This is a genomic window from Amycolatopsis sp. cg9, assembly GCF_041346945.1.
Classification (GTDB): domain Bacteria; phylum Actinomycetota; class Actinomycetes; order Mycobacteriales; family Pseudonocardiaceae; genus Amycolatopsis.
The window spans coordinates 790,130-812,257 of record NZ_CP166850.1; the positions used below are offsets into that span (position 1 = coordinate 790,130).

Below are 22,128 nucleotides of genomic sequence, written 5' to 3' on the forward strand. Positions count from 1 at the left end.
CCGACGAGGGACACCTTCAGGCGATCGCGTGGCCCACCGACAACTTTTTTTGTCTTGACAGTTCGAATGATCGGATGTCAGGCTGTCCCGCATGACCACGACCGCGATTCCCGCCCGCACCCCCACGTCCACCCGCACCCTGCTGACCTGCGGAATCCTCGCCGGCCCCCTCTTCATCGGCACCGGCGTGCTCCAGGGCCTCAGCCGCCCCGGCTTCGACTTCACGCGGCACCCGGCAAGCGTCCTGGCGAACGGCTCGCTCGGCTTCGTCCAGATCGCGAACTTCGCGGTCACGGGCCTGCTGACGCTCGCGGCCGCGGCGGGCATCCGGCGCGTCCTGCCCGGGCGGTGGGGGCCGAGACTCCTGGCGGTGTACGGCGTCAGCCTGATCTGCGCCGGTGTTTTCCGCGCCGACCCGCAGGACGGCTTCCCGCTGGGCACCCCGCCCGGCCCGCCGTCGTCGGTGAGCTGGCACGGCGTCCTGCACTTCGCCTGCGGCGGCGTCGGTTTCGCCGCGCTGGTCGCGGCCTGCTTCGCGATCGGCTCGCACCTGCCGCCGGCGCGGGCGTGGTACTCGCGGAGCACCGGCCTGCTGTTCCTCGTAGGCTTCGGCGGCGTAGCGTCCGGCTCGGCGAGCCCGGCCGTGATCCTCGGCTTCTGGGCGGCTGTGGTGCTCGCCTGGACCTGGCTCGCCACGACGTCCGCCCACCTGCTGCCGCGAGGAGAGTCCCGATGACCACGACGATTTCCGCCGACGGCACGAAGATCGCGTACACCCGCGCGGGCACCGGCCCGGCACTGGTCCTGATCGACGGCGCGATGTGCTACCGCGGCTCGTCCCCGAACGACGCGCTGGCGAAGGAGCTGTCCGCGCACTTCACGGTGTACACGTACGACCGACGCGGCCGCGGCGAGAGCACCGACACCGGCCCGTACGCGATCGGCCGCGAGGTCGAGGACGTCGCGGCCCTGCTGAAGGAAGCGGGCGGCGAAGCGTTCCTGTTCGGCATCTCGTCGGGCGCGGCACTGGCCCTCGAAGCGGCCCGCGGCCTCCCGGTCCCGAAGCTGGCGCTGTACGAGCCCCCGTTCGTGGTGGACGCCACCCGCCCCCGCGTCCCGGCCGACTACCCGGCCCGCCTCGACGCGGCGCTCGCCGACGGGAAGCGCGGCAAGGCGGTCAAGATGTTCATGACCGAAGGCGTCGGGCTGGGCAAGGCGACGGTGGCGATGATGCGGATCATGCCGTTCTGGTCGAAGCTCAAGAAAGTGGCCCACACGATCCCGTACGACACGGCGGTGGTAAGCGACCACCAGTCGGGCGAGCCCCTGACCCCGTCGTGGCCGGAGGTGACGATCCCGACCCTGGCCATCGACGGCGGCCGCAGCCCGGAGTGGATGCGCAACGGCGTGTCGTCGCTGGCGAAGGTCCTGCCGTCGGCGGAGTACACGACCCTGCCGGACCAAACCCACATCGTGAAGGCGGCGGCGCTGGCCCCGGTGCTGACGAAGTTCTTCCTGGGCTAGCCGCGGATCACAGGCGGTGCGGGCCTTCGAGGCTCGTCACACCCCACTTGCCTGAACGATCACCGACCGGGCAGGGTTCAGGCGTGCCCACCCGCGCCCTGGTTTTCGACTTCGACGGCACGCTCGCCGACACCGAGTCCGCCGTCCTCCAGTCCTGGCAGGAGGTCTTCCGCGCGCACGGGACCGAGCTGCCGCTCGAAGCCTGGTACGCCGTCATCGGCACCCAGCACACCACGAACGCCATGTTCGCCCTGCTCGCCGAGCACGCGCCCGGCATCGACCCCGAAGCGCTGCGCCCGAAATCCAAAGCCCGGGTCTTCGAGCTCCTCGAGACCCTCGGCCCGCGCGAAGGCGTCGAGGCCTACCTCGAGACCGCCAAGGAGCACGGCCTCAAGCTCGCCGTCGCCTCCAGCTCGTCCGGGGGCTGGGTGAACCCGCACCTCGAACGGCTCGGCATCGCGCGGTACTTCGACGCCGTCCTCACCGGGGACCTGCACAAGGCCAAGCCCGACCCGGACCTCTACCTCGCCGCACTCGAAGTCCTCGGTACCCAGGCAAAAGAAACCATCGCGTTCGAGGACACCCCGCACGGGGTCACCGCGGCCAAGGCCGCCGGGCTGACCTGCGTCGCCGTGCCCAACGCCATCACCGAGAGCCTCGACTTCGGGCAGGCCGACGTCGTGCTGCCGTCCTTCGCCGCGAAACCCCTCGAGGCGCTACTCGGCCACTAGCTCCGCCAGCCGGTCCAGGAACGGCAGCTGGCCCTTCACCAGCTTCTCCCGGGCCACCTCCGGGGAAAACCACGCGACCCGGTCCACCTCGGGGAACTCCTGCTGACGGCCCGAACGCGGCGGCCACTCCATGGTGAACGTCCCCGGTACCACGGCCGCCGGGTCGAGGTCGGCCGCGACCGCCCACGCCGTGACGACCTTGCCGCCCGACTGCTTCACCTCGCCGAGCGGGACGTACTCACCGGACGGCGCCGGCAAGCCCAGCTCCTCCGCGAACTCGCGGCGCGCCGCGGCCTCCGGTTCCTCGTCCGGCTCCAGCTCGCCCTTGGGCAGCGACCACGCCGCCGCGTCCTTCTTCGCCCAGAACGGCCCGCCCATGTGCCCGAGCAGCACTTCGAGGGTCTCGCCCCGCCCGCGGTGGAGCAGGAGCCCGGCACTGCGTTTGCCCGCCATCCGCCCAGTCTGCCGAAACCCGCGAAAAAAAATCCGCCGGGGTTGTCGATCCGGGGAGAAGCCACTCGACGCGTAGGCAGAAGGCAAGGAAGAACTCAGGGAAGGAACCCCGCGATGACCACCACCACCGCCCGCGAAACCCAGACCACCGCCACCGAGAAGACCCAGGTCACCGGCATCGTCATCGGCGCGAGCCGGATCGTGATCTCGTTCCTGTTCGGCTTCCACGGCCTGCAGGGATTCGGCTTCTTCGGTGGCGTCGACGGCCAGGGCGGCGGCGTCCCGTTCGGCTCGTTCCCCGGCTGGTGGGGCAGCGTCTTCGAGCTCGTCGGCGCGCTGCTGCTCCTCGTCGGGCTCGCCAGCAGGCCTGCCGCCATCCTGCTCTCCGGCGTGATGGCCTACGCCTACTTCACCGTGCACGCGCCGATGGGCCTGCTGCCGCTGCAGAACATGGGCGAACCCGCCGCGGTCTACTCGTGGATCTTCCTGCTGTTCGCCGCGATCGGCCCGGGCCGCTTCGCCATCGACACGCTCATCAAGCGACGCCGCTGACCCGCACGGGCGCGGTCCGGTTCATCAGTAGCCACCCTGGGCGGCTGCCAGGTCGGACCGCGCCATCACGTGTTCCATCAGGCTGGTCAGCACCTGCTTCGTCGACTCGCGCTCACGGGCGTCGCACAGCAGCAGCGGGACGTCCATGCCGACGTCGAGCGCCTGCCGGACCTCCTCGGTCCCGTAGCGGTACGCGCCGTCGAAGCAGTTCACGCCGACGACGAACGGCAGGTTGCGGCGCTCGAAGAAGTCCACCGCCGCGAAGCAGCTGTCGAGCCGCCGGGTGTCGGCCAGCACGACGGCGCCGAGCGCGCCCTCGGCCAGCTCGTCCCACATGAACCAGAACCGGTCCTGCCCCGGCGTGCCGAACAGGTACAGGATCAGGTCGGGGTTGATCGTGATGCGGCCGAAGTCGAGCGCGACCGTCGTCGTGGTCTTCTGCTCGACGCCCGACAGGTCGTCGACCCCCTCGGACGCGGTCGTGATGACCTCTTCGGTCCGCAGCGGCGGCACTTCGCTCACCGAGCCGACCATCGTGGTCTTGCCGACCCCGAACCCGCCGGCGATGAGTACCTTGACCGCGGTCGCGGTCAGGTTCCGCCGGGGGTCAGAGTTTCCGGATGCCATCAAGGACCGCCTGCAATACGTGTCGGTTGGGGGTTTCCTGGACCGGTGCCGCGGTACGGAACAGCACCAGGTTCTGCTCGATGAGGTCGCTCAGCATCACCTTCACCACGGGCAGCGGGAGATCGACCCGGGCGGCCACCTCGGCCACCGAGACCGGCCGCTGGCACAAGGCGATGATGCGCGCGTACTCCGGTTCGAGCATGCCCGCTTCGTGCGCGGTGCGCAGGGCGACGACGAGCGTGATGAGGTCGAGCCCGAGCGTGTCCGACCGGGTGCGACCGCCCGTGACCGCGTAGGACCGGACCAGGGGCCCGGCCTCGTCGTCGAACCAGGCCTCGTGCCGCGCGCTCACGGCGACGTGGGCTGGACGCCGGCCCGCGGGGCCGAGGTGAGTACCTGCCCGACCCGCTTCACCATCAAGTTCATCTCGTACGCGACGAGGCCCATGTCCGCGTCTTCACGGGCGAGCAGGGCCAGGCAGGCACCCCGCCCGGCCGCGGTCACGAACAGGAACGCGTGGTCCATCTCGACCATCGTCTGACGGACGTTGCCACCGCCGAAGTGCCGCCCGGTCCCGCGCGCGAGGCTCTGGAACGCCGAAGCCACCGCGGACAGGTGTTCGGCGTCCTCTTCGGAGAGGTTTCCCGATCGCCCGATGAGCAGGCCGTCCGAGGACAGGACCACCGCCCGGTCCGCCCCGGCGACCCGTTTGACGAGGTCGTCCAGCAGCCAGTCGAGCTCGTGGGCGCCTGAGTTGACCATTACTCGCGCTCTCCGTACCTGTCGTCGTTCTCGGGAAACTCTTCGTCACGGGCCCGGCGGGTGCCCTGCTGGAAAGCGGACAGCCTGCTGCGGGCGGCCTCCGGGGAGTCCAGCCGCACCTCTTCGCGTTCCTGTGCGGGCTTATCTTCCCGCAACTGCGGCACGAGGCTCTGCTGGCGTCGCCGTTGGGGCAGCGGCGGCCGGCCGGGCGCCTCCGGGCGGCGCGGCTGCTGCGGCCGTCCTTCGGGCACCGCGGGCCGCGGTTCCTGCGGCGGCCACGCCGGCTGCTGCGCGGCCGGGCGGGCCGGGCGCGAGGTCCGGTTCGGCGGGGACGGCGGGCGGACCGGGACCACCGGCTGCGCCTGGGTCGGCTGGCTCACCGGCTCCGAGACGGACCCGACCGGGACCGGCGTCGGCGCGGACGGCGGCGAAGGCGGTGTCGCCACCGGGGTCGGCGCCGACGGCGGCGGCGAGACCGGTGCCGGCTGGGTCGGCATGGGCGGCTCGGTGCGGTGCCGGGCCGGGCGGCGCTGCGGCCGCTTGAGCGGCGCGACCTCGTCGTTGCCCGGCTCCGGCTCGACCGGGTTCGGGACGAGCTCCGGCTTCGGCGGGGTGATCGGCTGCTCCGGCTCGGTCTCGGCGAGCGGGGCCAGCAGGTCGGTGCGCACCAGGACGATGGCCCGCGTGCCGCCGTAAGCGGACTCGCGCAGGTGCACCTGGATGCCGTGCCGCGCGGCCAGCCGCGCGACCACGAACAGGCCGAGGCGGGGCTCGTCCGACAGCGCCATGATCCCGAAGTCCGGCGGGCTGGCCAGCATCGAGTTGATCTCTTCGGTCTGGTCCGGCTCGAGCCCGAGGCCCTGGTCCTCGACCTCGATCACGACGCCCTTGCCGACCACGTTGCCGCGGATCTCGACCCGCGACTGCGGCGGCGAGAACGACGTCGCGTTGTCGATCAGCTCGGCCAGCAGGTGCACGAGGTCGCCGACGACCGGGCCGCGGATGGCGATCTGCGGCAGCGCCGCGGTCTTGACCCGGGCGAAGTCCTCGGTCTCGGCGGACGCGCCGCGGACCAGCTCGGCCAGCCCGACCGGGTTGCGCCACTGCCGGCCCGGCTGCCCGCCGCCGAGGATGATCAGGTTCTCGGCGTTGCGGCGGGCGCGGGTGGAGAGGTGGTCGAGCTGGAACAGCGTGTCCAGCTGCTCCGGGTCCTCCTGCTTGCGCTCGGCCTGGTCGAGCACCTTGAGCTGGCGGTGCACGATGACCTGGCTGCGGTGGGCGATGTTGAGGAACACCGTCTTGGTGCCCTCCTTGATCTTCGCCTCGTCGATGGCGGCCGCGATGGCGGTCTGCTGCGCCTTGTTGAACGCGTCGGCGACCTGGCCGATCTCGTCGGTGCCGTGGTCGAGGAAGTGACCGCCCTCTTCGAGGTCGACCGGCTCGCCGGCCTGGACCCGGGCGACCAGCTCGGGCAGCCGGACCTCGGCGGCGTCGAGGGTGTCTTCGCGCAGCCGGTGCAGCCGGCCGATGAGCCGGTTGGACAGCCGGACGGCGACGAACACCACGAAGACCGCGAACAGGACGGCGATCACACCGGCGATCAGCGACTCGGTGAACGTCGAGTCGGCGTCCTCGATGGCGGCCTGGCTCGCGTTCGAGCTCTGCGCGACGAAGATGCCCATCAGCGCGTCGCCGACCTGGCGGGCGGCGGTGCGCCACTGGTCCTGCGCGACCGGCAGCTTGGTCAGGTCACCGCGCAGGAAAGCGGTTTCCACCTGGGTCACCGTCTGCCACGGCTGGCTGGCCAGCAGCTGGTCGTACTTGGCCTTGACCTCGGGGATCATCTTCGGCGCCGACGCGTCGAGCTGGGCGTGGTAGGCACCGACCTGGCCGACGTAGGCGCGGAAGTCGTCGTTCGTCAGCCCGCCCGCGGCGAGCCCGGCGGCGGCGAGCGCGTCACTGCGCTGCATCGCGTCCGCCGCGGTGAAGAGCGGGATCGCGGTCAGCCGGTCGAACGCGTTCTGCGCGCCACGGGCCTTCTGCGCCAGCCCGGCCACGCCGTCGGTGAACTGGTCGAGCATCTTGTTGTAGAAGGCGAAGGCCTGGCTGATCTGGATCTGACCGCTGTCGACCGCCTGGCGCGTCTGCGGCAGCTGCTGGAAGACGCCGAAGAACGTGGCGATGTTCTTCTGGACGCTCGGCGGGGTGTCGTCGTAGTCCGCGAAGTTGTCCCGGAGGTTCTCGATCTCCTTGGCGGCGGTCGAGTCGACCTTCGGGCGGACGGCCGCGAGCACGGCCCGCTGGTTGCCCTGACCGGCGAGGAGGCTCAGCGTCGCCTGGCGCTCCTGCTGCAGCGCGGCGAAGAACGGGATCGCCGGGGCTTCCGAATTCCGGATCCGCGTGGTGTAGTCGCGTGCGGTGACCGCGTCGTAGATGAGGTAGCCCGCGAGGGCCACACCGACCAGCAACAGGGCCACACTGGGGATCAGCGCGATCGTGAGCACGCGCTTGCGAATCGAGGATCCCCGGTTCCGTCGAAGAGAAATCTGCTTCACCTGGGTCCGTTTTCCTTCCGGCAGTACATGGTTTCGGGTCGCCCGAGGCGGTCAACACCCGGATTCCGACCAGCCGGATCAACATCACCGTGGTCTGCTTCGCCCGCGACGACGGTATGCAGCCGCTCAGGGCGCGTCAAGTCCGTGGCGCGAACGTGATCTTCACACGGTGACCCGTCCACACTTGCTGCCTGCTCTTGGAAAGTCCACCACCGAAAGTCGTGACGTTCGTCCCAGGTCGACTTCCGTTTCACCGCAGGGGTGCACGCTGGTACCGGTTGCGGTCCGCGCGCCGGCCCGGGCCGGGACCGCTACGTACGAAGCCGCCGGATGGTTCGGTGAGAAACGTCACGGGTTCGCGAACCCGGCCGCCCACCACCACTCCGTCCGGGCCGGACGGCTTCCGGAAAGCGGAAATGCGCGGCATTCACGAAGAGCGCCACGGATTCCCCGGAGAGCGCACCGGAATTCCCGCCATTCCGCATGCGCGCTCGTGCGAACACGCCCAGTGGCGCCGGTACCGGTTCCGCGAGCCGTCAGCCCGGGAACTCGTCCGCGAGGGTGTTCCAGAAGAGCAGTTCGTAGCTCTGGAACAGCCGCGCGTAACGACGGGCCTCGGCCTTGTCGAGCCGGTGCGCGTCGAGGCCCGCCTGGATTGCCACGAGCGCTTGTTCTTCGATTTCGGGAACGTCCGCAGCGAAAAAGTCGAAGAACGCGCACTCGGTGTCGGTGAAGCCGTAGTGCCCGCGCATCGCGGCCGCGACGTCCCGGCAGTACCGGCCGAAGGCGGCGAAGTTCGCGAAGATCCCGGCCACGGCGGCCGCCGGCTCGCCGTTCAGCGCGAGCCACGCCACGTACGCCGGGTACGCCTGGCAGCCCGCGCGCGGCAGTTCCTTCCCGTGGTCCGGACCAGTCGCCGCGAGCAACGCGTCCAGCATCCCGTTCGCCTGCTGCTCCCCCGGCGCCAGGCCACCGAAGAAGGCGCGCGCGTTCGGCTCGTCGGCGCGGGCGGCGAGCGCGTGGAAGCTCCGCCAGTCGCTCAGCGTGATCAACTTCTCTTCGGCGGCGAGCGCGGCGAACACCGCGTGCGGCGCACGTCCCGAGGCGATCAGCGGGACGAGCCGGTTGTCGCCGTCGCGCGGCGCGAGTTCCGCCTGGATCTTGGCGAGCAGTTCACGAGCCGACCGCGTCATCGCTTCCCCCTGGAGTCCGTGGTCCTCCCATTGAAGCGCGGTTCGCCCCCGAACGCCCGGGTACACAGTGGACGGTCGTGGGGGCCTGACCGGGATGTCCGGTTCGACGGCGAGGGTTGACGTGGCCGCGATTCTCTATCCACCTCGGCCGGGAGCCCCTACAGTGTGGCCATCCGGAGCACCGAGGAGGCCAGCGTTGACCACCGTCGCCGAGCAGACCGAAGGCCAGACGATCCCGCGGCTGTTGCACCGCAACGCGGTCGAGTACCCGGACCTGCCGGCGATCACCTCGCTCGACCTCGAAGGCCGGCCGACGCTGAGCTGGCTGGAGTTCCGCACGGCCATCGCGGAGGTGTCCCGCGGCCTGGCCGGGCTCGGGCTCGCCGCCGGTGACCGGATGCTGATCATGGCGCCCGGCTGCCCCGACCACATCATCGCCGACCTCGCCGCGACGCACCTGTCCGCGATCCCGTGCACCGCCTACGCCACGCTCAGCCCGGACCAGATCCGGTTCGTCGCGCGGCACAGCGCGGCACCGGTCGTCGTGCTCGGCGGCGAGGACGAGCTGGCGCGCTGGCGCCCGGTCCTCGACGACCTCCCGGCGCTGCGCCGCGTCGTCGTGATGGACGAAGCCGCGATCCCCGAAGGCGACGGCCGGTTCCTCTCCCTCGCCGACGTCCGGACCTGGGGCCGGGAAGCGCTTGCCGCCGACCCGGAAGCGTTCGAGCGGTCGTGGCAGGACATCAAGCCGGACGACCCGCTGTCGATGATCTACACCTCGGGCACCACCGGCGACCCGAAGGGCGTCGTGCTGTCGCACCGCAACGCGATCCACCAGGCGTACGCGGTCACCGAGCTGCACCACCCGCCGATGCACGCGACCAACATCGCGTACCTGCCGCTCGCGCACATCGCCGAGCGCGAGCTGTCGGTCTACCTGCCGATCGTGTGGGCCGGCCACGTGCACACGCTCGCCGACCCGACCGCGGTCGCCGGCGCGCTCGGCCAGGTGCACCCGCAGAGCTTCTTCGGCGTCCCGCGCGTGTGGGAGAAGATGGTCGCCGGCCTCAAGAACATGCTCGGCAGCGTCCCCGAAGACCGGCGCACGGCGTTGCTGCAGGCGAACGAGCTGCTGCAGCAGGGCTACAAGCTGCGCAGCGCCGGCCAGGAGGTGCCGGCCGAGCTCGCCGAGAAGATCCGGCAGACCGACGAGGCCGCGCTGGCACCGGTGCGCGGCCTGCTCGGCCTCGACAAGCTGCTCGTCGCCTCCAGCGGCGCCGCCGCCCTCCCGGTGGAGATCATCTACTTCCTGGCCGGCCTCGGCGTCGAGATCTGCGAGGTCTGGGGCCTGTCGGAGACCACCGGCGCGGCGACGTCGAACTCGGCGACGGACTTCCGGGCGGGGTCGGTGGGCAAGCCGCTCGAAGGGGTCGAGGTGAAGGTCGCCGACGACGGCGAGCTGCTGGTCCGCGGTCCGATCGTCTTCCTCGGCTACCTGCAGGAGGACGGGACGATCGCCGACGCCACCGACGCCGACGGCTGGTACGCCACCGGCGACATCGGCACGATCGACGAAGACGGCTTCGTGACGATCACCGACCGCAAGAAGGAGCTGATCATCACCTCGAGCGGCAAGAACATCGCGCCGACGAGGATCGAGGGCCTCCTCAAGGAGCACCCGCTGATCGGCCAGGCGGTCGCGATCGGCGACGACCGCCCGTACGTGACGGCCCTGATCGTCCTCGACGACGAGATCGCACCCGGCTGGGCCGCGGCGAACGGCGTCGAGGCCACCCCGGAGGAACTGGCGGAGCACCCGGCGGTCCGCGCGGAGCTGGAGCGCGCGGTCGAGTCGGCGAACAGCAGGCTGGCCCGGATCGAGCAGATCAAGCGCTACCACGTGCTGCCGAAGGCGTGGACCCCCGAGTCCGGCGAGCTGACCCCGACGCTCAAGCTCAAGCGCCGGGTGATCAACGACCGCTACTCGACGAACATCGAAGCCCTGTACGCGGCGACGCGCGACCCGGAGCCGGCCGCCGGCGCCTGAGCACCCCCGCACTTTCACGTGAAAGTGCCGACCTGGGGGCCGCACTTTCACGTGAAAGTGCGGCCCTCAGGCGGTGCGGGGTGAGGTCGACTCCGTCCACTTGCGCAGCCGCGGCGGGACGCGCTTTTCCAGGCCGTAGTTCTCCAGGTGGGCGGAGAAGACCTCGTCGAACGCCTTCTGCACGGTCTCGGTGTCCCACACCGGCCGCTCGAGGATCGGCTGCTTGAGGAACGGCTGGCCCATGACGTGCAGCTGCGGGCCGTTGCACCGGATCATCTGGCCGGTGATCCCGTGCGAGCCCTCGCCGAGCAGGAACAGCACGACCGGGGCGATCCGGGCCGGCGTGCGGTCCGGCGGGCACGCGCGCAGGGAGCGCTCGGACTTCCACACCATCCGCGTGTGCGCGAGCGGGCAGACGGCGTTGACGCGGATGCCCTGCTCCTCGAGGTCGAGCGCCCAGGAGTAGGTCAGCGACGCGACCGCGCCCTTGCTCGCCGCGTACACGCCGAGCTTGCGCTGCCCGAGCGAGGCGCCCGACGAGATGTTGACGATCGAGCCGCCGGTGCCCGCGTCGACCATCGCCTTGATCGCGGCCAGCCCGGTGTTCACCACGCCCATGACGTTGACGGCGACGAGCTCGCGCGCCTGCTCGGCGTCGTCCTCCCAGGGCAGTGCCTCGTAGTTCAGCCCGGCGTTGTTGACCAGGCCGTCGATCCCGCCGAACTCCTTGACGCAGAGGTCCACGATCTCCTGGGCCTGCCCCGCGTCGGCCACGCTGTGCCCGCTGGCGACGGCCCGGCCGCCGTGCGCCCGGATGTTCTCCGCCGTGCGCTCGGCGAGCTCGACGTCGACGTCGTTGACGACCACCGCACCGCCCGCGCGGGCGACGTGCACCGCGAACGCCTCGCCGAGGCCCCGGCCGGCGCCGGTCACCACGACCGCCTTGCCCTGCATCAACCCGTCCATCGTCCACTCCCCGCTCTGCGGCGCCGGCGGCGCAGCGTCCCGTCCACCCCGGCCGGCTCTTCGTCCAGTCTTGGCCCATCCGGCCCAGCGGGGCAGCGCCCCGACGACGAGCGGCGGCCGCCCTGCGCCGAGCGAATCCGGTTCGATCAGTCCGGAGGTACCCGCGGGCCGGTCACAGTCACCGCCCGCCGCCTCTCCGGTGCGTGACCCGATCGGCCCCTCGACGGGGTGAGTGACGCGCGTTCCGAGGACATCGGCGCGTAGTCGGCGCCATACTGTTAGTGCTTCCGGGAGGTCAGCGGTGACACCCCCGGACGGGATCGTCACTGGCGAGGCACAATGCGGACGATCCATATTCACTCGATCGGGGGACGGTGGTTACGAGGTGACGACGCGCGCGACACCGCGGCTGCGGGCCGTCCTGGCCAACCGCGAGTTCCGCGCGCTGTGGTTCGCCGAAACCCAGTCGATGCTCGGCGACCAGCTGACCATCGTCGCCCTCGCCATCCTGATCTTCGACCGGACCGGCTCGCCGCTGCTCTCCGCCGTCGTCTACTCCCTGACGTTCCTGCCCGCGCTGGCCGGCGGGCTCGGCCTCTCCCAGCTCGCCGACCGGTTCCCGCGCCGCGCGGTGCTGGCGACCGGCTCGCTCGCGCAGGCCGTGCTGATCGGGCTGATGGCCGTGCCCGGGATGCCGATGGGCTGGCTGTTCGTCCTGTTCGTCTTCGCCCGGCTGGCGAACGCGCCGTGCAACGCGGCGCAGAACGCCCTCGGCCGGGAGATCTTCGCCGACGACGACGTCTACCTGCAGAGCCAGGACCTGCGGGGGATCACGAACAACACGGCCATGCTGGCCGGCCTCGCCGCGGGCGGCCTGCTGGTCACCGGCATCGGGACGTCGTGGGCGCTGGCGATCGACGCGCTGACGTTCCTGGTCGCCGCCGTCGTCGTGCGGGTGATGATGCTGCGGCGCCCGGCCGCGGGGAACGGGAACGCACCCTGGTTCGGCGCCGTGAGGCAGGTTTTCGGCGACGAACGGCTGCGGGTGCTGCTCTACCTGTCCTGGCTCGTCGGCCTGGCGGTGATCCCGGAGGGTCTCGCCGCGCCGCTCGCCGCCCAGCTGGGCGCGGGTGACCAGGCGGTCGGCTGGCTGCTGGCCGCCGACCCGCTGGGGTTCGTGCTCGGGACGTTCCTGCTGTCGCGGTTCGTCTCGACCGAGCACCGCCGCAAGCTGCTGGGTGTGCTGGCCGCGTTGCCGCTGGCCGCGCTGGCGGCGTTCGCGCTGCACCCGAACCTCGCGCTCGCGCTGGTCCTGCTCGCGCTGGCCGGTGCGACCGGCGCGTACGTCATCACGGTGTCCGCCACGTTCATCACGTGGGTGCCCAACGACATCCGGGGCAGCGCCGGCGGGCTGTACCGGACCGGGCTGCGGGTCGCCCAGGGCGTGGGCGTCGGCATCGGCGGGCTGGTCGCCCAGGCCCTCGGGTCGGCGAACGCCACGATCGCGCTCGCCGGTGCGGTGGGGCTGCTGCTGGCCGTCCCGGTGGGGTTCGCCTGGCGCCGGGTGGGCGGCAGCGAACCGGAACCGCGGCTGCCGTGAGCCGGGGGTTCAGAGGTCACGGTTGGCCATCGCGAGCCACCTCTCCGTGGGGTCAAGATCATGAATCGTATTCAGCCGGTCACAGGTCGCGGTTGCGCACGGTCGCCACCTCTCTGGGTAATCGGGGAGGACAATTCGACGGCACATCAGAGATCGCGGTTGGTCAACGGTGCCACCTCCGTGTGGGGAGCCTGAAGATGCTTTTGGTCCGCGTTCCCGGCAGTTCCACCGAGGACTCGGCAGTTCCGTTGCAGTGGGATGGTACCCGCCAACGGAATGTGTGAACACTCTGGCAGGTACCGATGAGATTACTCAACACCCGAAGTAGGCTGGAAAGGAGGTGACCAATTGCATCCCGGACCAGACGACGCCGCGACGGGCGGCGGCGAACCGGCGTCAGGCGACCGGCCGCGGCCGCCGTCGCCGCACGAACAGCCCGGCCAGGTGACCACGCCCAGTGGTCCACCCGGGACGGTCTGGCGCGACCACCCGTACTCGCCGCGGAACTGGGCGCTCTGGCGGCGGCGCCCCCGGGTCGTCGCGTTCATGCTGGGCAGCGAGGGATTGGCCGTCGCCGTTCTCGCGATTTCGCTCGTCTATTCACAGGCGCTGGTTTCCCGCGATTGGCTGAACTTCGGAATCCTCGCCGCCGGTGCGACGGTGCACATTCAGCTGACCCAACGCCAGGAGGAAAGGCGCCGGAACCGTAAAAAGACGGTGTTGATCGACCTCACCGCCGTGTGGACGTTTTCCGCGGCGATGATCCTGCCGGTTCCGCTGACTCTGCTGGTCATTTTCGTCGTCCGGCTCCAGCACTGGTTCATCGCCCGCCGCCCCGCCCACAACTTCATTTTCTCGTCGATCACGCACGGTCTCGCGGCGGTGCTGGCGCACCTCACCTACACCGCGCTCGGCCCCCATTTCCTGGGCACCGGCTGGGACGACTTCCTCGCCGAGTTCGGCGCGATCGTGCTCACCGCCGCGATTTACGAGGCGATCCAGATCCTCTACGTCGGCGGGGCACTCGCGCTCGGCATGTCCTCCGAACCGACGCTGCGTAACGTCTTGGGCAGCCCGGCCGACAACATGCTCGAAGCGATCACCGTCGGCCTCGGCGCGGTGACCGCGATTCTGCTCGCCGTCGTCCCGCCGATGGTCGTGGTGATGGCGGTCGCCACCGTGGTCTTCAATCGGCTCGCGGAACTGGACCAGCTCCAGGACGACGTCCGGACGGACCCGAAAACGGGCATTCTCAACATGCGCGGCTGGTCGGAGTCGGCCGAGCGAGCTCTCGAACGGACTGCTCGATCGAGTGATCAGCTGGCACTCCTGATGGTCGATCTCGACCACTTCAAGTGGATTAACGACACCTATGGACACCCGGCGGGTGACGACGTGCTCCGCACCGTTGCGCAAACGCTCGACGAAGTGACGAGACCGAGCGACTTGGTCGGCCGTTTCGGCGGTGAGGAATTCCTCATTCTGCTCCCGGACATCGACGAAGAGGCGACCTGGGACGCGGCCGAACGGATACGCGTGGCGATTGCGAAGTTGCACATCGTGACCACGGACAAGCGCGGCGACCCGGCGACGATCGCGGACCGCACGACCTCGATCGGCGTCGCCCGCCACCCCCGCCACGGCGACACCCTGGAGCGCCTCCTCCAGTCCGCGGACGCGGCGGTCTACCTGGCGAAGGAGAACGGCCGCGACCAGGTCTGCTTCGCCCCGGACACGCTCACGCCCCCAGCCGCACCGTGAGCTCGAGCTTGACGAGCACATCGGCACAGGCCCGCGCCGCGGTGGGCGCGAGCCGTAGCAGCTCACCCCGGTAACCGGCGGACTCGAGCCGCAGCACCCGAGCCCCGGGCGCGGGCCGCGGGTGACACCAGTGCCGGACGACCCCGGTCCGGGCGGCGTCCTTGGCGAGGAGAAGGTACTCGTACCCGAGGTCGTCGACCACGCGGCCGAGGCCGTTCCACCAGAGCGCGCGCAGGGTCAGGCCGTCGTCGTCGAGCGCGAGGTCGACGGGCGGATCGGCGTCGATGTCGACGCGGAAGCCGAGGCCGCCGAGGTGGAGCGAGCGCACTTCGAGGAGCGCCCCGCCGGCGCGGCTGGGCGGGGGTTCGGCTGAGCGATGATTGCGGGCCGACGCGAGTCCGCTCCCCGCACCGTCAGCCGCGCCCGGCTCCGACTCACCCGGCCCGAACCCGCCGCCCCGGCCATCCCCGCAGCCGGCGGCGGGACCACCGGGCCCGCACCCGAGCGCCGAGCCGCCCTCCCCAGCCGGACCTAAATCCCCCAGTGCCAACCGCGGCACCACCGCCGCCACCGCCAGCTCCGCCGCCCGCCGGCCGTCCTCGGCCCGGGGCACCAGCGGCCGCCCCAGCAACTCGTCCGCCAGCAGCCGGTGTCCGCTCACCTCGGCCCACCCCAGCGCCGCCGCGCGCAAACCCGGCTCGCCGCGAAGCCGGTCCAGCAGCGACCCCACCCGGCCCCACGTCCGGCTGTACCGCGCCGCCCGCACCAGCCTCGCCGCCTCCGGGCGCTGGACGTCCGGGCCGTACAGGCCCGTCATCGCCTGCTCGAGCGCGGTCAGCTGCCCGGCCAGCACCACCCGCGCGACCGCGGCCGGACAGGTCCGGGCCAGCTCGGCCGGCGACCGCGAACGCAGGGCCCGCGCGAGGGCGCGCAGGTCCGGGCTCCGGGGTTCGCGCAACACTGCGCCGGGAGCCAGCCGGCGCAACGCGCGGACCGTGTTCTCCACCGGCACTCCGGGATCGGTCGAGCTCACCGCACGCCCTCCTGGTCACCGCGCCCCCGGGGACAGCGTCACCGATCGGGGGCCGGGCGGGGAAGGGGAGATCGGGCGGCCGATCGGGCAGCTTAGGGGAAACCCGCGCCGCGACACTGGGGTTGTCCCCATGCCGGGTGCGCGCCCGGGCTGGCACCCTGGACCCCATGCCAGCCGAGCCCGAGCCGCCGCGCCGCCGCCGACCCTGGTCGACGTCCGGGTGGCTGCTGCTCGTGCTGCTGGCCGTCTTCGCGTTCGGGCTGATCGCCTCGCGCCCGCCGTCGCCGCCCGACCAGGGGCCGCCGACCGGGGACGTGCTCGCCGCGCAGAACGCCATCGACGCGCTCGTGCACCCCGGTCCGCACCCCGACGCCCTCGCGAAGCTGCCGAAGGACTTCACCGCGCTCAGCGGCGTCACCCCGGGCGAGATGACCGCGCGCGACGGCACCGTCCGCGCGGTCCACGTCGACGGCGGGTGCTCGACGCCGTGGGGTGACGACAACACCAAGTGGGACTACGCCGTGCCGTGCAAGGCGCACGACCTCGGCTACGACCTGCTGCGCTACGCCGACCGCAAGGGCCACCCGCTCGGCCCGGAGGTCCGCGAGGCGCTCGACGACCGGCTCTCCTACGACATGCACCACGCCTGCGACCTCAACCCGATGAACTCGGCGCTCACCTGCCGGGTGGTCGCGTCGCTCTACTCCGCCGGCCTGGTCGTCAACTCGTGGCACCAGCGCTGGGGCCCGCCGGTCGGCGACCCGATCGGGCCGATGGTCGCCGGGGTGCTGGTGATCGCCTGCTTGCTGGTGTTCCGGCTGCGCGGCTGGCTGCGGACCCGCCGCGAACCACGGCGGCCGGCTCCCACGGCCCCCGCCGACGTCAGCCGGTGGGCGCTGCTCGGCGCCGCCGGTGTCGTCCTCCTGCTCCTCGGCGAGTCCGCGACGGCGCTCGCGCACTGGGCCGGCGCCGCCGAGACGGCGTGGTGGCCGCTCACCTGGCTCACCCAGCTCGCCCCGCTGATCTTCTTCGCCGGCGGCCACGCCAACGCCGCCGGCTGGCGCGCCGAACAGGAGCAGGGCGGCGGCTACCGCCACTTCCTGGCCGAGCGCGCCAGCCCGCTGCTGCGCCCGGCGCTGATCTTCGCCGTCGTCGCGCTGCTGACGCCGCTCGCGCTCGAACTGCTCGGCAGCCCGGCCGGGACGACGGCCACGGTCATGCGGATCGCGCTGCACCCGCTCTGGCTGCTCGGGGTCTACCTGCTGACGATCGTCTGCGCGCCCCCGCTGCTGGCGCTGCACCGCCGGGCGCCGGCGGCCGCGGCCGCCGGGCTGCTCGCGCTGGTCGTCGGCGGCGAGGTGGCCGCCGAAGCGGCCGGCTCACCCCTGCCCCGCTACGCGGCGACGTTCGCTCTCGCGCTCCTCGCCCAGCAGCTCGCCTTCGCGCACGCCGACGGCGTACGCCCGTCGCGGCGCCTCCTCGCCGTGGCCGCCGCGACCGGCGTCGCGGGTCTCGCCGTGACGAGCGTCCTGCGGGACGGGCCGCCTGTCCTGCTCGGCAGCCCGGGCGCCCCGGCGGCGTTGTCGGCGCCGCCGTGGGGCGTGCTGCTGCTCGGCCTGGTCCAGCTGGGCGTGCTCGGGCTGCTCGCCGTCCCGCTGGCCCGGCTCGGCCGGCGGCCCGGCGTCGCCACCGCGTGCCGGTTCGTGCTGCGCGCGCCGATGAGCCTCTACCTGGCGTTCCTCGCCGCGATGCTGCTGCTCGTCGCCGTCGTCTACCTGCCGGGGCGGATCGCTGACGGGCTGAGCTGGCTGATCCGGCCGCGGACGCTGGTCGCGGTCGGGCTGCTCGCGGTGCCCGCGACCGTCGTCTTCTGGTGGTTCGAGCGGCACACCCACGGCGCGCGGGCGCCGCGCGCCGCCGAGCTGCCCGGCCGCCGGACGGCGGTGCTCACCCGGGCCGCGGCCGTGCTCGGCATCGGCTACGCGGTGCTCGGCGTGTTCGGCTTCGCACTGACCCGGTTCGGCGGGGTGGCCGCCGACGCCGACCTGCTCGGCCTGCGGCTCGACCCGATCCAGAGCCTGGTGCACCTGCTGCTCGGGGTCTTCCTGCTGCACACGATCCGGATCGGGGCGGGCGCGGCGACCGGCACCTGGCTGGCCACGGCGCTCGCCTGCGCGCCCTCCCTGCTGTTCGCCGCCGATGGCAGCACGCCCGGCTTCCTCGGCGTCACGCTGCACGCGGTGACCGCGGCGTTCGCCCTGCTCGCCGCGGCCGGGACGCTGCTGCCGGTCAGACGCCCGGTAAGCGCGGCGTCCTGACCAGGCGAAAGCGCCGAGCCTGCGGGAAACTGGGTGGTGCATGACACATTCGTGGGGGGATGTGTAACGCTACGGCAACCCGGGGAAGGCACCATGCGTCCCAACCCCAGGACCACCGATCGAAGCAGTGAGGAGTCGCCCGCGTGGATCACCCGCCTCGGAACGGGCAAGGCGACCGCCGCCCCGCCCGGCCCCGGCAGGACGAGCCAGGCCGGCGCACCCCACCGCCGTCCCGCCGCCCGGCGCCCCGCCGCGAGCCCGTGGACGCCCGCCGTGCCGCGCCGCCGCCGCGCCGCCCCCAGCCGCGCCCGGTCGCGCGGGGCCGCCGCAACTCGTTCCGCGGCGCGAAGATCGCGCTGGCCGTGGTGTCGCTGCTGGTGATGGGCCTGACCGGGTACGCGTGGGCCGCCATGCAGGGCCTGGTCAACGGGCTGAACTACGCGAACGTGATCAGCGACGGCGGCGGGGGCGACAAGCCGGCCGACGGCGCCCGCGACATCCTGCTGGTCGGCCTCGACAGCCGCACCGACGCCCAGGGCAACCCGCTGTCGCGCGAGGTGCTCGACGAGCTGCGCGCCGGCGACTCCGACGGCGAGCTCAACACCGACTCGCTGATCTTCGTGCACATCCCGAACGACGGCAGCAAGGCCGTCGCGATGTCGCTGCCGCGCGACTCCTACGTCGACATCCCCGGCTACGGCAAGCACAAGATCAACTCCGCGTACGCCCGCGCGATGCTGCAGGCCCGCAAGGACCTGCAGAAGCAGGGCGTCACCGACCCGAAGGAGCTCGACGTCAAGGCCAACCAGGCCGGGGCGAAGGAGCTCATCGAGACCATCGAGAAGCTCACCGGGTCCACCATCGACAACTACGCCGCGGTCAACCTGCTCGGCTTCAGCGACATCACGAAGGCCATCGGCGGCGTCGACGTCTGCCTCAACGACAACGTCAAGGACCAGTACTCCGGCGCCGACTTCACCAAGGGCCAGCACACGATCTCCGGTGTGCAGGCGCTCGAGTTCGTCCGGCAGCGCCACGGCCTGCCCAACGGCGACCTCGACCGGGTCGTCCGGCAGCAGGTGTTCATGGCGGGCATGGCCCGCAAGGTGCTGTCGGCGGGCACGCTGACCAATCCCGGCAAGCTCAGCGATCTGATCGACGCCATCAAGAAGTCGGTCGTGCTCAACCAGAACTGGGACATCTTCGGGTTCGCCCAGCAGATGAAGGGCCTGACCGGCGGCCAGCTCGAGTTCCGCACCATCCCGGTGAAGAACATCGAGTACAAGACCCCCGAAGACGGCACGGCCATCCAGGTCGACCCGGCCGAGGTGAAGCAGTTCGTCCAGAGCCTCGCCGGGCCGCAGCCGGGCCAGACCGCGCCGCCGGCGCAGCAGGCCGACCCGGCGAACAAGGCGACCACGGTCGACGTCCGCAACGCCTCCGGCAAGACCGGCCTGGCCGCGAGCGTCGCCAAGACCCTCGAAGGCAAGGGCTTCACCTCCGGCGACACGGCGAACGCGACCTCGCGCAAGACGACGGTCATCTGGGTGCCGAAGGGCGGCAAGGACAAGGGCCAGGCCGTCGCGGACGCGCTGGGCGGCTCGCCGACGATCCAGGAGGACAAGAGCGTCCAGGCCGGCCACGTGACGGTCTTCCTCGGCGCCGACTACGAGGGCACGACGTCGGACGCGAGCTCGGGCGCCGGGGCCGGTGCCTCGTCGAGCGCGCCGTCCCAGGCCGCCGCGCCGCCGGCCGACGAGGACAAGCCGATCACGGCCGAGGGCGTTCCCTGCGTCAACTGACCCGGTCGCCGGGACTCCGTTAACCCGTTCGGCCTAACTCGCGCAATCGGTATCAAAGACATGCCCGAATTCGCGTAAGGGCCGGGCTCCTGCGCACTTACATACACGTGAGGGTGCACCTGCACGGGAAAGTTGTCACCACCGTACGGGTGCCGCGGGAGCGCACGGCAGGGGAAATTGATGTGCTGATCGACGGTGAGGAGTACCAGCGGATCCTCGGGGACGAGCTCCGCAAGCTCCGGCGCAGCCGAGGGTGGACGCGCAAGGAGCTCAACCAGCACCTGCAGAGCGAGATTTCGCTGCAGACGCTGGCCACTTACGAGCTGGGCACGAGACAGTGCTCCGTCGTGCGCCTGGTCGAGCTGTGCGTCGCGATGGACGAGCTGCCCCAGGACCTGCTGGCCAAGGTGCACCGGCGGGTGTTCGTCGACGAGCCCGGCCGGGTCCGCGTCGACCTGCGCAAGGTCGTCGCCGACGAGTCCGCCGAGCTGCTCCCGCTGCGCCGCTGGGCCGAGGACCGGCTGCGGCAGTCCGGCGACCACGGCGCCGCCGAGGTGGCGCTCGACCTCCCCGCGCTGGAGCGCATGGCCGAGCTCTGCGAGCTGCCGACCGTCGAACTGATCGCCCGCCTCCGCCGCTACGTCTCCCGCTAGTCCCCGCGTCATGAGGGGCACCCTGATGGCTTCGACGGCCACGGGGGTGCCCCTCATGACGCATCAGCCGACCCGGAAGTCCTCGCGCCGCACCTTCCGCGTGTCCAGCCAGTAGCGCCAGGTGAAGCCGGGCCAGATCGTCCGGTTCACGCCCTTGGCGTCGAGGTACCAGCTCTTGCAGCCGCCGCGGGTCCAGATGCCCTTCGCCAGCTTGCGCTGGATCGCGGTGTTGAACCGCTCCTGCACCTCCGGCTTCGGCTCGATGGCCTTCCCGCGGGCCAGCCGCAGCGCCTCCGCGACGTAGGAGATCTGGGCCTCGATCATGAACACGACCGAGTTGTGCCCGAGGCCGGTGTTCGGCCCGAGCAGGAAGAACAGGTTCGGGAAGCCGCTGACGGTGATCCCGAGGTGCGTCCGCATCCCCTCGGTCGCCCACTCCTTGCCGAGGTTGCGCCCGTCGCGGCCGACGATCTCCAGGTCGTCGAAGGCGTCGGTGACGTGGAAGCCGGTGCCGTAGACGATGACGTCGGCTTCGTGCTCGACCCCGGCCGCGTCGACGACGCCGCGTTCGCGGACCTCCCGGACGCCGTCGGTCACGACGTCGACGTTGTCCCGCGCCAGCGCCGGGTAGTAGTCGTTGGAGATGAGCACGCGCTTGCAGCCCATGGTGTAGTCCGGGGTGACCTTGCGCCGCAGCGCCGGGTCGCTGATCGCGCGGTCGATGTTGCGCTTGGCCAGCCGCTGCCCCAGCTTCATCACCCACGACTGGCCGTTGAAGCCGATCGCCCGCGCTTCGAGCAGCCAGTACAGCAGGTTCCGGTAGGCGCGCTGGGCCGGCGGGAACGCCTTGAACAGCGCGCGGGTGCGCCCGGACATCTCGTGGTCGGCCTTGGGCATGATCCACGGCGGCGTCCGCTGGAACAGCGTCAGCTCGGCTACCTCGGGCGCGATCTTCGGCACGAACTGGACCGCGCTGGCGCCGGTGCCGATCACGGCGACCTTCTTGCCCGCGAGGTCGACGTCGTGGCGCCACTGCGCGGAGTGGTAGGCCGGACCCTCGAACTTCTCGATGCCCGGCAGGTCCGGGACCATCGGCAGGTGCAGCGCACCGACCCCGGCGACCAGGGCGTTCCCCACGAACTCGTCGCCGCCCCTCGTGGCGACGTGCCAGCGGTTCTCGTCTGCGTCCCAGCGGGCGCCGGTCATCTCCTGGCCGAACCGGATGAAGCGACGCAGGTCGTGCTTGTCGGCGACCTCGCGCATGTAGCGCCAGATCTCCGGCTGCGGCGAGTAGGCCCGTGACCAGCCCGGGTTCTGCTCGAAGGAGAACGAGTACATGTGCGACGGGATGTCGCAGGCGCACCCGGGGTAGCTGTTGTCGCGCCAGGTCCCGCCGACGTCGTGCGCCTTTTCGAGGATGACGAAGTCGTCGCGCCCCTCCTTGCGCAGCTGGATCGCCATGCCGAGACCGGAGAAGCCGGTCCCGACGATGACGACCCCGGTCTCCGTGCGGTTGCCCATGGCGCGCCTCCCTGTACCTGTTACCGGTCG

At 71.5% G+C, this 22,128-nt stretch carries 19 protein-coding genes; 10 read left to right on the forward strand and 9 right to left on the reverse strand.

The features are described from left to right. Positions 1-91 precede the first annotated feature (91 nt). From AB5J73_RS03230 to AB5J73_RS03240, 3 genes are all read left to right on the forward strand, one after another. Positions 92-736: a DUF998 domain-containing protein gene (locus AB5J73_RS03230; RefSeq protein WP_370967966.1), complete on the forward strand. Its 645-nt coding sequence runs from the start codon at positions 92-94 to the stop codon at positions 734-736. After that, the gene (locus AB5J73_RS03235) at positions 733-1,524 is read left to right on the forward strand and encodes an alpha/beta fold hydrolase (RefSeq protein WP_370967969.1); all 792 of its coding nucleotides are present in this window, start codon (positions 733-735) and stop codon (positions 1,522-1,524) included. Before AB5J73_RS03230 ends, AB5J73_RS03235 begins: the two co-directional genes overlap by 4 nt. 83 nt (positions 1,525-1,607) lie before the next feature. Beyond that, a complete protein-coding gene (locus AB5J73_RS03240) occupies positions 1,608-2,255 on the forward strand; it encodes an HAD family hydrolase (protein ID WP_370967971.1) in 648 nt (215 codons plus the stop codon). On the opposite strand, the gene AB5J73_RS03245 is transcribed toward AB5J73_RS03240, so the two are convergent. Next, complete coding sequence (locus tag AB5J73_RS03245; RefSeq protein WP_370967973.1) at positions 2,241-2,708, reverse strand: NUDIX domain-containing protein; 468 nt, start codon at positions 2,706-2,708, stop codon at positions 2,241-2,243. The genes AB5J73_RS03240 and AB5J73_RS03245 overlap by 15 nt on opposite strands. A 114-nt stretch (positions 2,709-2,822) precedes the next feature. Between AB5J73_RS03245 and AB5J73_RS03250 the strand changes: the two genes are divergently transcribed. Further along, positions 2,823-3,260: a DoxX family protein gene (locus AB5J73_RS03250; RefSeq protein WP_370967975.1), complete on the forward strand. Its 438-nt coding sequence runs from the start codon at positions 2,823-2,825 to the stop codon at positions 3,258-3,260. Between the two features lie 24 nt (positions 3,261-3,284). Here the strand turns inward: AB5J73_RS03250 and AB5J73_RS03255 are convergent, their stop codons facing one another. From AB5J73_RS03255 to AB5J73_RS03275, 5 genes are all read right to left on the reverse strand, one after another. Continuing rightward, complete coding sequence (locus AB5J73_RS03255; protein WP_004561734.1) at positions 3,285-3,887, reverse strand: ATP/GTP-binding protein; 603 nt, start codon at positions 3,885-3,887, stop codon at positions 3,285-3,287. Then, positions 3,868-4,239 carry a DUF742 domain-containing protein gene (locus tag AB5J73_RS03260; protein WP_004561733.1) on the reverse strand — a complete coding sequence of 124 codons (372 nt, stop codon included), beginning with the start codon at positions 4,237-4,239 and terminating at the stop codon, positions 3,868-3,870. The genes AB5J73_RS03255 and AB5J73_RS03260 overlap by 20 nt, the downstream gene beginning before the upstream one ends. Then, on the reverse strand, positions 4,236-4,649 hold the full coding sequence (locus tag AB5J73_RS03265) for a roadblock/LC7 domain-containing protein (protein ID WP_086859064.1): 414 nt from the start codon (positions 4,647-4,649) through the stop codon (positions 4,236-4,238). Before AB5J73_RS03265 ends, AB5J73_RS03260 begins: the two co-directional genes overlap by 4 nt. Then, the gene (locus AB5J73_RS03270; RefSeq protein WP_370967978.1) at positions 4,649-7,153 is read right to left on the reverse strand and encodes a nitrate- and nitrite sensing domain-containing protein; all 2,505 of its coding nucleotides are present in this window, start codon (positions 7,151-7,153) and stop codon (positions 4,649-4,651) included. Before AB5J73_RS03270 ends, AB5J73_RS03265 begins: the two co-directional genes overlap by 1 nt. Before the next feature lie 587 nt (positions 7,154-7,740). After that, positions 7,741-8,397, reverse strand: a complete 657-nt coding sequence (locus AB5J73_RS03275) for a transcriptional regulator (protein ID WP_370967981.1) — start codon at positions 8,395-8,397, stop codon at positions 7,741-7,743. A gap of 196 nt (positions 8,398-8,593) precedes the next feature. On the opposite strand from AB5J73_RS03275, the gene AB5J73_RS03280 reads away from it, so the two are divergent. Next, a complete protein-coding gene (locus tag AB5J73_RS03280; RefSeq protein WP_370967983.1) occupies positions 8,594-10,444 on the forward strand; it encodes a long-chain fatty acid--CoA ligase in 1,851 nt (616 codons plus the stop codon). 66 nt (positions 10,445-10,510) lie between these two features. On the opposite strand, the gene AB5J73_RS03285 is transcribed toward AB5J73_RS03280, so the two are convergent. Continuing rightward, positions 10,511-11,410 (reverse strand): SDR family NAD(P)-dependent oxidoreductase, encoded by a 900-nt coding sequence (locus AB5J73_RS03285; RefSeq protein WP_370967985.1) that lies wholly within the window; start codon positions 11,408-11,410, stop codon positions 10,511-10,513. Between the two features lie 385 nt (positions 11,411-11,795). Between AB5J73_RS03285 and AB5J73_RS03290 the strand changes: the two genes are divergently transcribed. Together AB5J73_RS03290 and AB5J73_RS03295 are read left to right on the forward strand one after the other, a co-directional pair. Then, positions 11,796-13,010, forward strand: a complete 1,215-nt coding sequence (locus AB5J73_RS03290; RefSeq protein ID WP_370967987.1) for an MFS transporter — start codon at positions 11,796-11,798, stop codon at positions 13,008-13,010. A gap of 348 nt (positions 13,011-13,358) precedes the next feature. After that, positions 13,359-14,771: a GGDEF domain-containing protein gene (locus AB5J73_RS03295; protein WP_370967989.1), complete on the forward strand. Its 1,413-nt coding sequence runs from the start codon at positions 13,359-13,361 to the stop codon at positions 14,769-14,771. Here the strand turns inward: AB5J73_RS03295 and AB5J73_RS03300 are convergent. Further along, complete coding sequence (locus AB5J73_RS03300; RefSeq protein ID WP_370967992.1) at positions 14,749-15,804, reverse strand: hypothetical protein; 1,056 nt, start codon at positions 15,802-15,804, stop codon at positions 14,749-14,751. The two genes, AB5J73_RS03295 and AB5J73_RS03300, sit on opposite strands and share 23 nt — an antisense overlap. A 167-nt stretch (positions 15,805-15,971) precedes the next feature. On the opposite strand from AB5J73_RS03300, the gene AB5J73_RS03305 reads away from it, so the two are divergent. The 3 genes from AB5J73_RS03305 (at position 15,972) to AB5J73_RS03315 (ending at position 20,577) form a co-directional block, all read left to right on the forward strand. Then, complete coding sequence (locus AB5J73_RS03305; protein WP_370967994.1) at positions 15,972-18,122, forward strand: phospholipase; 2,151 nt, start codon at positions 15,972-15,974, stop codon at positions 18,120-18,122. A gap of 380 nt (positions 18,123-18,502) precedes the next feature. Further along, positions 18,503-19,924, forward strand: coding sequence for an LCP family protein (locus AB5J73_RS03310; RefSeq protein WP_370972901.1), 1,422 nt, complete (start codon positions 18,503-18,505; stop codon positions 19,922-19,924). A gap of 182 nt (positions 19,925-20,106) precedes the next feature. After that, positions 20,107-20,577 carry a helix-turn-helix domain-containing protein gene (locus AB5J73_RS03315; RefSeq protein WP_370967997.1) on the forward strand — a complete coding sequence of 157 codons (471 nt, stop codon included), beginning with the start codon at positions 20,107-20,109 and terminating at the stop codon, positions 20,575-20,577. A 63-nt stretch (positions 20,578-20,640) separates the two neighbouring features. Here the strand turns inward: AB5J73_RS03315 and AB5J73_RS03320 are convergent, their stop codons facing one another. Then, positions 20,641-22,098, reverse strand: a complete 1,458-nt coding sequence (locus AB5J73_RS03320) for a flavin-containing monooxygenase (protein WP_370967999.1) — start codon at positions 22,096-22,098, stop codon at positions 20,641-20,643. Positions 22,099-22,128 lie beyond the last annotated feature (30 nt).